The 500-nt window shown below is 54.0% G+C and carries 1 protein-coding gene; it reads left to right on the top strand.

Annotated elements, in window-relative coordinates:
* Positions 1–316: 316 nt before the first annotated feature.
* The coding region (gene vapB / locus ACFFGH_RS34475; protein ID WP_386677498.1) for a type II toxin-antitoxin system VapB family antitoxin at positions 317–500 on the top strand (184 nt) is incomplete at its 3' end.

Genomic DNA, 500 nt, shown 5'->3' with positions numbered 1-500 from the left:
GTTTGGCGTCGGCAGTGACCAGAGCATCACCAGCGCCTCCATGAAAGGCGTGCTGAGTGCCATCAATCGTTATCATGTGGCTCGTTCCCAACAGTAAACGTTTAGGCGGCAACGTTCGAGTAAACACGGTTTACAAGATGCACTGACTCAGAGATCAGCATGGAGCAGGCCTATCTGCCCATGGAGGAAGTGCATCGCCAGCTACAGGATTGGGTAGGCTCATTAGGGTGTATATCCCTTTGACATATCCATTGCGTTGGCTAACATGAGTTCCATGTACGGTATCTCCCGATGGTCCTGGCACAGGAGTCTGATCATGGAACAAGGCGCAGTCTTTCAGAGTAATCGAAGCCAGGCGGTTCGACTGCCCAAAGCGTTGGCTCTGCCAGAAGGTGTAAAGCGAGTCGACATCGTGGCCATTGGTCGTACCCGGGTTATATCGCCAGCCGGGGAGGCCTGGGATAGCTGGTTTGAGGGTGAAGGCGTGAGCGCTGACTTCA

The sequence above is a fragment of the Lysobacter korlensis genome (assembly GCF_042434515.1).
This window is presented reverse-complemented; position numbering and strand designations above follow the sequence as displayed.